Origin of the sequence: Bifidobacterium sp. N4G05 (assembly GCF_002742445.1) — a bacterium.
Classification (GTDB): Bacteria; Actinomycetota; Actinomycetes; order Actinomycetales; family Bifidobacteriaceae; genus Bifidobacterium; species Bifidobacterium hominis.
The window spans coordinates 28,170-39,093 of sequence record NZ_NJNQ01000011.1; the positions used below are offsets into that span (position 1 = coordinate 28,170).

The following is a 10,924-nucleotide window of genomic DNA, read 5'->3' on the forward strand; positions in this document are numbered from 1 at the left end:
TACAAGCATGAACGTCACGGTGTATTTAGGAGCTCACGAAGGCAACAACCCCGTATACAAGCAGGCCGTGGCGGAGCTGGCCATATGGATTGCCGAGAACGGGCACCGTTTGGTGTATGGCGGTTCCAACGAGGGGCTGATGGCAGTCATCGCCGACACTGTGCTTGAGCATGGCGGCGAGGTGACCGGCATCGAAGCGCAGATGTTCGTGGACAAGGGTGTCGCGCATAAGAATCTGACCCAGCTCACCATCGTGCCGAACATCACCGAACGACGCACGCGCATGATCGAGCTTGGCGACGTGTTCATTGCGTTCCCCGGGGGCACGGGAACGTTGGAGGAGATCAGCGAGGTCGTGTCCAAAGTCTGTCTTGACCAGTTGGCACAGCCTTGCATTTTCTATAATCTCAACGGTTTCTACGATGATATGAAGGCGTTGCTGCAGCGCATGATCGACGATGGCTTCTCTACAGGGGAACGCCAGCATGGTATCTATTTCGCTTCGGATCTTGCCGAGATAGAGCATATTATCGCCATGCACAAGGCATAGGCGGCTCAGTAAGGTCGTTTTTATTCGACAGGTTTTTCAAGAAAACGGGGACGCCCAAACGACCCTCATAATCGGCCGGAATATCCTCCAACCGGCCCACGCACAACGCATCCACCAGATCAAACCGCCGCAGACCCGCCACCGTGCCAGTCGGTTCCAGCCCGGGTTTCAAGACCGGTAGATTCGTATACCAGCGACAGTTGCCCAACCTGTCCCCACGTCCGTCATGCGTAAACAGCATCTCCCCCGTCGCATAACCGAACCGTATCCGCCCTGATACGAATAATGAGAGTATCGCATCCGTCTTCACCGCATGCACAGCGCCTAATACGAGAAACCGTTTCGCATGAGCCGCCGCCCGTGTTTCGTCAACATCACCCTCTTGAGACCAAGTTCGAAAATGGTCGGCACCATGAACATCTCGTTTGTCCTGCTGTACATTTTCCTCGGCGGCGTGTTCCTGTTCTCCGCCTATTCGCTCTGGAAGAAAGACAAAAATTACTACATGAGAATAATCCCTACGATATACCTTGCAGTGCAAAGGCAAGGTATATTTGTGGGGAACGAGTAATCAATATGCATGAACGGCGCATGTCGCCAAGGAGATGGTTTCGACATGGACAAGGATTTCCTTGCGATTTTTAATGCCATAAAGGCTGATGGGGCGAATGCAGACTACACCAAGCGCGGCATCGATCCGCTCTACTCCGTCGGGGCTGGCGCTCGCATCGTGATCATCGGGCAGGCACCAGGCTCGGTGGCGGAAGAGACGCGCATCCCCTGGAACGACAAGTCAGGAGAGCGTCTACGCGATTGGCTGGGTATTTCTCGCGAGACGTTTTATAATCCTGAGCGGGTGGCGCTTCTCCCCATGGACTTTTATTTTCCGGGACATGGCAGGTCGGGCGATCTACCGCCGCGCAAGGGATTCGCCGAGCAGTGGCATCCTGCACTCTTGGCGCTCATGCCCAATGTTCGGCTCACTGTGCTTGTGGGCGCGTATGCCGTCCGCAGGTACCTGCATCTCAAGAATTCGGACAGCATTACAACCGTGGTGCGCGATTATGACGCCTATCTCGGCCGGGGATTCTTCCCTTTGGTGCATCCGTCGCCGCGCAACCAGCTATGGATGAGCAGGAATCCTTGGTTCGAGGCCGAGACCTTGCCTGTACTCAAGGCACAGGTCAACGCGGCGCTTGAACAGAGGTAAGTGGTTGCGGAATCATCTGTGACGATAACTTCCAGCCATACAAGGAAGTTCATTCATGCAGAGAAGGACGAGCCTCCCGTCTGCCGCGCGTGCTATTGGAAGGCGTGGCTCCGCGACCAGAACAGGATGCTCCTGGGGGCGCCGCTCGGGAGGAGAAGCAGATGCCGCGACGCCGAGGAGGCGAGAGCGTTCGCGAATGACTATGGCTATGACCTCGTCAGTCTTCTGGTGCCCGGCATGAACTGCGCCCCGATTGTTGGACGCTGTTTATTAGGATACAGGCTCAGACCACGGTGGACGCTCTCCGGAATTCCTCCGGGGTGTGTCCACCGAGTCGTGTCTGGCGTCGTTTGGTGTTCCAGTGGATGATGCATGATCGACGATGGCTTCTCCACGGGGGAACGCCAGCATGGTATCTATTTCGCTTCGAATCTTGCCGAGATAGAGCATATTATCGCCATGCACAAGGCATAGGCGGCTCAGTCAGGTCGTTTTTATTCGACAGGTCTTTTTCAAGAAAACGAGAACGCCCCGAACCATGACTGTCCATGGTTCGGGGCGTTCCAACGTCACTTAGACTCAGCGCATCCGATCAAAAATCAGATGTGGAAGTACAGCTCGTACTCCAGCGGGGTCGGAGCCAGACGAGCCTGGTCGATTTCGCCGCGCTTGATGCCGATCCAGGTTTCGATCAGGTCATCGGTGAAGACGTCGCCTGCGGTGAGGAAGTCGTGATCTTCCTCAAGGGCGTCCATGGCCTCGGCCAGGGAGCTCGGAACCTGCTTGATGCCTGCGTGCTCTTCCGGCGGCAGCTCGTACAGATCCTTGTCGACCGGCTCCGGCGGTTCGATGTGGTTCAGGATGCCGTCCAGGCCTGCCATCAGCTGTGCGGAGAAGGCGAGGAACGGGTTGCAGGACGGATCCGGAGCGCGGAACTCGATGCGCTTTGCAGCCGGGGAGGTGCCGGCCAGCGGAATACGGATGGCGGCGGAACGGTTACGTGCGGAGTACACCAGGTTGACCGGCGCTTCGAAGCCCGGAACCAGACGGTGGTAGGAGTTCAGAGACGGGTTAGTGAAAGCAAGCACAGAGGAGGAGTGCTTGATCAAGCCGCCGATGTACCAGCGGGCGAGGTCGGACAGGCCACCGTAGTTCTTCTCATCGTAGAACAGCGGCTTGCCATCCTTCCACAGGGACTGGTGGCAGTGCATGCCAGTACCGTTGTCGCCTGCGATCGGCTTCGGCATGAAGGTTGCGGCCTTGCCTGCCAGAGCGGCGGTCTCGTGAACGACGTACTTGTACTTCATCAGGTCATCGCCTGCGTGCTGCAGGGAGTTGAAGCGGTAGTTGATCTCCTGCTGGCCAGCGCCGGCGACCTCGTGGTGGGAACGCTCGAGAATCAGGCCGACCTTCTGCAGGTTGGCGACCATGTCGTCGCGCAGATCCTGAGTGTGGTCGATCGGCGGAACCGGGAAGTAGCCGCGCTTGACGCGGTTCTTGAAGGCGATGTTCGGGGTGCCGTCGTCTTCGGTGTCGATGCCGGAGTTCCACGGAGCTTCAATGGAGTCGACCTCGTAGAAGGAGCGCTGCATGCTGTTCTCGAAGCGCACCTTGTCGAAGATGAAGAACTCAGCTTCCGGAGCGAAGGAAGCGGTGTCGGCGATGCCGGTGGACTTCAGGTAGGCCTCGGCCTTGCCTGCGACCTGACGCGGATCGCGAGAGTACGGCTCGTCAGTCAGCGGGTCGACGATGGAGAAGGCCACGTCGAGGGTCTTGTGCTTGCGGAACGGATCGACGAATGCGGTGGAAACGTCCGGCACCAACTTCATATCGGACTCGTTGATGGCCTGGAAGCCTTCCACGGAGGAGCCATCGAACGGCATGCCGTCGGTGAAAGCATCCTTCAGGAATTCGCTTGCCGGCACGGTGAAGTGCTGCTGAACACCGATCAGATCAGTGAAGCGAACGGAGACATACTCGATGCCTTCCTTGTTGATAAGGGCCTCAGCATCAGCCTTGGTTTCAAGTGCAGTCACGGGACCGCTCCTTTCGAATAAGTAACTTACAGGCTCTTAGTCTAAGAACGCGCGTTTCGCTCACTCGCCAATTGGGTTACGAGAATGTTTCGTAATGACATATTCGAAGGATGATTTCGCGGAAAACTGGGATTCAATTGTTACGAACACGCATATTCGCCTGCGCAAAACCGTTCAATTTGCGGACACTCGTGTCGTCACACCGTCCGTAACGCCAGTTCTTTTCCAGGCAACACCCTTACGTAGGCTCGTGGAACGATGAAATAAAAAGAACCTCGATTGACATGTCAATCGAGGTTCCTGCACGTTATATCGGATTATCAATCCTAGGCATCAGCGGCCGCGCATGGCACGACGGCTGACACGCTGCGGATGCATCGGGTCGACACCCTTCGGAATGCCCATTCCGTTCTTCATCTGCAGAGTGCGCAGACGCTCGTTGAGAATGCTCAGCTCGGTTTTGGTGAGCACGAAACGGCTCTTCGGATGGATGGCAGCCACCAGCTTGTTCTTGTGGTGGGTCGGCAGGTAGCTCTTGCAGTCGAGCACGGTCTTACGCAGGTTCTTCAGGCTCGTCTGGTTCTTGCCCTGGCCGACGTAGATGCGGTAAACAGGAATATCGGATCCGGCGGTCACGCCCTTGATGTTCTGTTCCTGACGATCCATGGCACGCTTGACACGGCCGTATTCGCCTTCACCCAACAGATAAATACCGTTGTAGCCGGTACCGCGCCAGATGGCGTCCTTGGTCTTCGGATCAACCCACACCGGTTCCTGCGGAAAGTTGAAGCCAGCCTTGTTGACGTTGCCGAGCACGCTGATGGCAGCTCCATGACGGCCTTCAAGCTTGGCGTATCCAACCTTGTCGGCACGGTTGGTGAGCATCATGGTGGCGAACAGCAAGCCAAGCATGACGGCCAGGATCATGGACGTGACCCATCCGATCACCGACCACTTGAATACGATGCCAAGCACTACGAATACGATGATCGGCGCCACGAACACGCCTCCGCACAGCCACGGAAGAGCCTTGTCTTCGGCATGGGTGTACTTGAAGATCTGAATGACCTGTTTGATGGTGCTCTGCTTCTTCTTTGGCTCTTCTTTGTCTGCCATCGACTTCCTCACTTGGTTATGCGGTTACTCACACTGGAACGGTAGTCTATCAGGAACCATGCCATATCGCATGATTGCCGCCGTTTCCCTTGATTGACGGTGATTATCGGGTGTGCAAAGGCCTGCCATCCGCTTTGAGCAGCGCCTCTCCGAACGTTTCACTGAACGTGGGATGCGGGTGGATGAGCCTCGCCGCGTCGGCAAGCGGCACATGGTTGCCGACCAGCTGTTCGGCTTCCGCGATCAGATCGCTGGCTATCGGACTGACGATGTGCACGCCAAGCACAAGAGGGATATCGGGAGCGTCAGCCATCGCACCGCTGACGATGGTCATGGATCCGCCCTCTCCACTCATGAGCATACGCGAGTTGGACAGCATCGGATATGCGGTTTCCTGCGGATCGACAATGGTGTCACGTGATTTCGCTTCGCTGAGCGTAAGCCCGACGCTTGCCGCCTCGGGGAAGGAAAACACGACTTGCGGCACGGTTTCGTCGACGACAGGTTTAGGATCAAGTCCCGCGATGGTTTCGACGATGGTGATGCCCTGCTCGAACGCACGGTGCGCCAAGGCATGCCCCGGCGTGATATCTCCCAAAGCCCATACGCCTTCCACGTTCGTACGCCCGTACGCATCGGTCAGAACATGGCCACGTTCATCCAATGCGATGCCGTTGGATGCGAACCAGTCGGCATCGGTGTTCGGCATGCGGCCAATGGCAGCAAGCACCACTTCGCCATACGCGGTGCGCTCCTCACCGTCATCACCCTGCCTGTAGTGCACGGTGGCCCCCAAGTTCGTGCCGGTGTCCACATGATTTACCGACGTGTGCGTCACCACATTCACGCCACGGCGTTTGAGCTCACGCGTCAACGTCATCGAAGCCCGCTTCTCCCAAGATGACAGCACGCGGTCCTTGCGAATGAGCAAGGTCACCTCGCATCCCGACGCATTCCACAATGATGCGAATTCCAACGCCACCGCGCCAGCGCCGACAATCACCGCGCTGGATGGGAACGTGTCCAATTCCAGAGCCTGCGTCGAATCAATCAACGCTCCGGAAAATGGATCGTCAGGCAACGGCATCGGACGCGAACCAGTCGCGAGAACAATATCGTCTCCTGCGATCGTCAGTTCCGACCCTACAGGTTCCTCTATTCCCGCCTTGATGGAACGCAAAACCTGCATCTCTCCCCCGGACGGCGCAACATGCACCTCATGACCATTTTGCAGCTGTGCCTCGCCATGGAACATGGTGACGCCACGGTGCGACAGCAATCCCGCCAATCCTTTCGTCATCGTCTTCACCGTGGACGTACGGAAGTCACGCAACCTGCCGAAGTCAATGCTCTGCAATGCGGCATTGATGCCCATACGCTCCGCCTGACGTACGTTCTCCACGCTATGCGCGGCCGTCAGCAACGCCTTCGATGGAATGCATCCACGATTGAGGCAAGTGCCTCCCAAGGTGTTGTCACGCTCGACCATTGCCACCGTTTTGCCAAGTTGAGCAGCGCGTAGTGCCGTGGAATATCCGCCCGGTCCCGCTCCGATGATGACGATGTCGAAATGCTGTTCAGTCATGTCTGTCCTCGTTGATTCGTGCGTTACAACTGGTTACATGGTAATGGAAAAGCCGCCGGTTTTCGCCGACGGCTTGAAAAAACGATGGCCGCGATTCCCGGCAGGAGCCGATCACTCCGGCCAGTGTCCACGCTTCGGATAGCGCGGCTTCGGCAGACGCCAACGACGCATCTGGATGGCACGACTCCACGCATAGGAGCCGGAACGCATGCCCTTGGCCACGGACTGCTCGCCGAACTTCTCGATAAGCTTCTTCTTGAGCTTGCGCCACATGATCACAATGTCGATGATCACCGCGAACAGGTAGACGTACATGAGCAGCATCAACGGCAATGACAGAGCCGGCCACTGATAGGTCACGAAAATCGAACCGATCAGAATAACGAAGGCCACCGGAATGAAGAACTCACCCAAGTTGAATCGTGCGTCGACATAGTCGCGAATGTAGATACGCCACGGCAGACGCTCAGACTTCGGCATATGGTTGATGTCGCCCTTCTGCATGGCATCGTACTCGGCGTTCTCACGCTCGCGCATACGCGCCTTGGCGGCCTTACGGCTCGCCTCACGGTCCTTGGGAACCAATGGGCGAAGATTCTGAGCCTGAGCATCCTTGCGCTTCGGCGTCGGACGTCCCTTGCCCGCAGCAGGCTCCTCGGCCTTCTTCTCGACGGGCGCCTGGTCCGCGTCTTCCTTCTTATTAAACAAACTCATGCCTATAGAGCGTAAATTGACGTATCGACGCCTCCTCGCATTCATGTCAACGATTGGACGTGATTGATTCGGCGGATACAATGGTCATTCGACATGGCATGCGGTAGCACATTCCCAGATTGCGTATACGCCGCACATATAAGAAGGAGCAGTATGGCAGTTTTACATGCCGATGAAGTTCGTGCACGCGTCGAAGCGGATTTTGACCGCATCGTCGACGTGCTCAACACAAAAATCGCATTGCAATCCATTTCAGCAAAAGGCATCACCGCGGAACACATGAAACGATCCGCCGAATTCGTGGCCGAAGAACTCAGCAAGGTCGGCGTAAACGCCCAAGTGGTGCAGTCCCACAATCCCGATGGCACGCCAGGCGCATGGGAAGTCATCGGATCGAAATTCGTCAACGCCGACGCACCGACCGTGCTTCTGTACGCTCATCACGACGTACAGCCAGTACCCGACGCAACCGCGTGGAACACCGACCCATTCGTCGGCACTGTAATCGACACCCGCCTGTACGGGCGCGGCGCGGCCGACGATGGCGGCGGCATCGCCATCCATTCAGGCGCATTGCAGGCCCTCGGCGACGATCTGAAAGTCAACATCAAAGTCTTCATCGAAGGCGAAGAGGAAATGGGCTCACCAAGCTTCATTCCCTTCATCGAAGAACACAAAGACGAATTCGACTCCGACGTGATCATCGTCGCCGACTCAGGCAACTGGTCCGCGGAAATCCCCTCCCTCACCACATCACTTCGCGGCAACACCGACATCGACGTGCATGTCAAGGCATTGCATCACCCAGTGCACTCCGGCCAGTACGGCGGACCGATCCTCGATGCGAACACGCTCGCAGCCATGCTGATCGCTTCCATGTACGACGAACACGGCGATCTGGCGGTACCGGGCGTCGCCTCAGAAGATCCAATCGGCGGATTGCAGCGAGACATGGACGAGACAACCGTGCGTACGGACGCCGGCATCGTCGATTCCTACCGTCTGGCTGGCACCGGTTCTTTGGCCGCACGCCTGTGGACCAAACCAAGCGTGACCGTCATCGGTTTTGACGCGCATCCGGTGGAAGGATCCTTCAATGTGATCTCCCCTGAAACAACGTTCCGCCTCAGCCTACGCACCGCCCCGAACCAGCGCCCGGAAGAGGCCCAGGAGGCGCTTGCCGCATTCATGGTCGAGCATGCCCCGTTCGGTGCCGAGGTGTGGGTCGACAAGCTCGATAATGGCATGGGCTGGGCCATGGATCCGAATGCCGAAGCCACCAAGGATGCCATGGAAGCCATGGAAGAGGCTTTTGGCGTGGCTCCTGTCAACAAGGGTGAAGGCGGTTCGATTCCGTTCATTCCGGAATTGCAGCGTATTTTCCCGAAGGCCCAAGTCTTGGTTACCGGACCGGAGGATCCGAAGGCCAACGCGCATAGCCCGAACGAGTCCATCAGCCTGCCCAGTCTGAAGAACAACGTGATCACCGAGGCCCTGCTGCTCGACAAGCTCGCCAAGTAGCGGATGCCACGCTTTTTATAATAAAAAATACAAAAAAGGACGTTCCATTCCATACAACGAATGAAACGTCCTTTTTGTAATCGCCTCAAATCCAACAATCTCTCGCTATGAGATCATGCGTTCGATCAATTGCCGGTACCGGTAAAAGCCCAATGCCAGTAACCCGTGAAGTAAGCACAAGACAACGCAATCACCGGCACTGCCACACAAATCGCATAAAACAGCCAGTCGACGGCATGCAAACGTGATTCCCGGGCCTGGCTACGTGGAGTATCCGCTCCGAACGCACGCGCCTCCATGGCGGTGGCAAGCTTCGTGCCGCGTCGAATCGACACAACCAATAGGCTGAACGCCTGAGAAAACACGCGCTTGATGGCACTACCGTCACCCAGTCCACGAGAGCGGCGGGATTGTCCAAGCGCATACCAATCATTCTGCAGCAACGTGAACATGCGCATACCAGCCAAACCGCCATATACAAATCGCGACGGCAAATGCAAAATCTGCACCAAGCCATCGGCCAGATCGGTCGGGTCAAGGCCAAGCGCGAGAATCACGCCGGGAACGGCAATGGCTGCCACACGTAGGAACGTAGCCAACGCCAAATACAACGATCCCTGCGAAATCACAATGACATTGCCAAGATTGACCAGCACGGCACCGGAGGTTTTGCCATACAATGCCACGGAAATGAAACTTCCCGAAGCTGCGATCCATACCGGCCAGGTTTTACGAAGCACCGTCCATGGAGCGACGCCTCCAATCCAGAGCAGCAACATCTCCAACACGAACGCCACCGATGCGGAAACCACGTCCAACGTCACGAACATGGGAATGCACAATATCAGCGCGCCGATGAAACGACTGACCGGATTGATCTTCGCGACAAACCATGACGGAGACGCCGGCCTGGCGTCATCATGACGTTCCTTATGCGGCACCACGCTGATGGTTTCCAACTGTTCCATCTCACTCCCCCTCGCTTACGAGAATGCGACGCGCTCCCAACGCTTCGATCAACGGTTCGTCATGAGTGACCATGATGACGGAACAGCCCTCATCGCGTACGCCCGCTATCAACCTGACCATTTCCGTCCATGTGGTGAAATCCTGACCGAAAGTCGGCTCATCCATCACCAACACCTTCGGCGCCGCGGCAAGCATGGACGCCACGGAAAGACGACGCTTCTCACCGCCGGATAACGTGAATGGATTGGCTGGGGCGAACCGTTTGAGGTTCAACCGTTCCAGCATCATATCGGCGATGGCGTAGGCCTCGTCATCGGTTTTTCCCATGGATTTAGGGCCGACCGCCACTTCGTCGCGCACACTGGATGCAACGAACTGGTGTTCCGGCTCTTGGAACACCATGCCGATTCGCCCAAGAAGATCCCTGCTTTTCCACGTGAAGACGTTGTTCTCCCTATGTGCGGGAACCATGCTTTCATCCATACTTACCCGCCCGGAAATCGGTTTGAGCAAGCCAGCCAAAGTCAAAGCAAGCGTGGATTTTCCCACACCGTTTTTGCCGGTCAGGGCAGTAATCTCGCCGGCATGGAACGCGAGGTTCACATGCTCGCCAAGCGCGAATTCACGTCCGAAGCTGAGATCCTCGGTTCGCAGAACAACCTTTCCCGATGACTGCTTGGATTCGGGAATATGGCTTTCAATGGTGCGCCCCGGAACCCAGGCACCGCCTTTTGCCAACACCGTCGCCATGCTGCCGAACACTTCCTCCGGAGTGCCATCGGCGATGACTCCGCTGACATGCGAATCGGCTTCCGGCTTGCCAAGCACAATGACGCGATCCACCAAATCAAGCCATACGTCAATGTGATGCTCCACCACCACCAAGGTTTCATGGGTTCGGTCAAGCACATCACGTACCGCATCATGCACCTCCTTGACGCCTTCCGGATCAAGGTTGGCGGTCGGCTCGTCAAACAACAGCAATCCGGGGTGCATGGCGAGCACGCCAGCCAAAGCCAGACGTTGACGCTGCCCGCCAGAAAGCCTGCGCGTGGAGCGGTCAAGTTTCATATAGCCAAGTCCAACAATGTCAAGTGAGGAACGGACCCTGCTCCAAATCTCATCTTTTGGCAGATTCAGATTTTCACAACCAAAAGCGGTATCGTCTCCCACACGTTCCAGAATCGTCTGTGCATCGGGGTCCTGCAATACCAATCCTGAGC

Annotated in this window: 10 protein-coding genes; 3 read left to right on the top strand and 7 right to left on the bottom strand. The window is 56.8% G+C overall.

Annotated elements, in window-relative coordinates; all coding sequences use genetic code 11:
- Positions 1-7: 7 nt before the first annotated feature.
- The gene (locus CE153_RS08655; RefSeq protein WP_099595892.1) at positions 8-550 is read left to right on the top strand and encodes a TIGR00730 family Rossman fold protein; all 543 of its coding nucleotides are present in this window, start codon (positions 8-10) and stop codon (positions 548-550) included.
- Here the strand turns inward: CE153_RS08655 and CE153_RS09195 are convergent.
- Positions 528-791 (bottom strand): adenine-specific methyltransferase EcoRI family protein, encoded by a 264-nt coding sequence (locus tag CE153_RS09195; protein ID WP_442861975.1) that lies wholly within the window; start codon positions 789-791, stop codon positions 528-530. The two genes, CE153_RS08655 and CE153_RS09195, sit on opposite strands and share 23 nt — an antisense overlap.
- Positions 792-1,166: 375 nt before the next feature.
- Here CE153_RS09195 and CE153_RS08665 point away from each other — a divergent pair, with 375 nt between their 5' ends.
- Complete coding sequence (locus tag CE153_RS08665) at positions 1,167-1,760, top strand: uracil-DNA glycosylase family protein (protein WP_099595894.1); 594 nt, start codon at positions 1,167-1,169, stop codon at positions 1,758-1,760.
- A 599-nt stretch (positions 1,761-2,359) separates the two neighbouring features.
- Here the strand turns inward: CE153_RS08665 and glnA are convergent.
- The 4 genes from glnA to CE153_RS08695 form a co-directional block, all read right to left on the bottom strand.
- Positions 2,360-3,796: a type I glutamate--ammonia ligase gene (gene glnA, locus CE153_RS08680; protein ID WP_055063452.1), complete on the bottom strand. Its 1,437-nt coding sequence runs from the start codon at positions 3,794-3,796 to the stop codon at positions 2,360-2,362.
- 333 nt (positions 3,797-4,129) lie between these two features.
- Complete coding sequence (locus CE153_RS08685) at positions 4,130-4,912, bottom strand: DUF4191 domain-containing protein (protein WP_099571207.1); 783 nt, start codon at positions 4,910-4,912, stop codon at positions 4,130-4,132.
- A gap of 103 nt (positions 4,913-5,015) precedes the next feature.
- Positions 5,016-6,497 carry an FAD-dependent oxidoreductase gene (locus CE153_RS08690; RefSeq protein WP_099595895.1) on the bottom strand — a complete coding sequence of 494 codons (1,482 nt, stop codon included), beginning with the start codon at positions 6,495-6,497 and terminating at the stop codon, positions 5,016-5,018.
- A gap of 111 nt (positions 6,498-6,608) precedes the next feature.
- The gene (locus CE153_RS08695; protein ID WP_099595896.1) at positions 6,609-7,211 is read right to left on the bottom strand and encodes a DUF3043 domain-containing protein; all 603 of its coding nucleotides are present in this window, start codon (positions 7,209-7,211) and stop codon (positions 6,609-6,611) included.
- Between the two features lie 153 nt (positions 7,212-7,364).
- On the opposite strand from CE153_RS08695, the gene CE153_RS08700 reads away from it, so the two are divergent.
- Positions 7,365-8,732, top strand: a complete 1,368-nt coding sequence (locus CE153_RS08700; RefSeq protein WP_099595897.1) for a dipeptidase — start codon at positions 7,365-7,367, stop codon at positions 8,730-8,732.
- A gap of 125 nt (positions 8,733-8,857) precedes the next feature.
- On the opposite strand, the gene CE153_RS08705 is transcribed toward CE153_RS08700, so the two are convergent.
- Both CE153_RS08705 and CE153_RS08710 read right to left on the bottom strand, forming a co-directional pair.
- On the bottom strand, positions 8,858-9,700 hold the full coding sequence (locus tag CE153_RS08705) for an energy-coupling factor transporter transmembrane component T family protein (protein WP_099595898.1): 843 nt from the start codon (positions 9,698-9,700) through the stop codon (positions 8,858-8,860).
- A gap of 1 nt (position 9,701) precedes the next feature.
- Positions 9,702-10,924 (bottom strand): ABC transporter ATP-binding protein (locus CE153_RS08710; protein ID WP_099595899.1); only part of this gene is annotated, 1,223 nt, incomplete at its 5' end.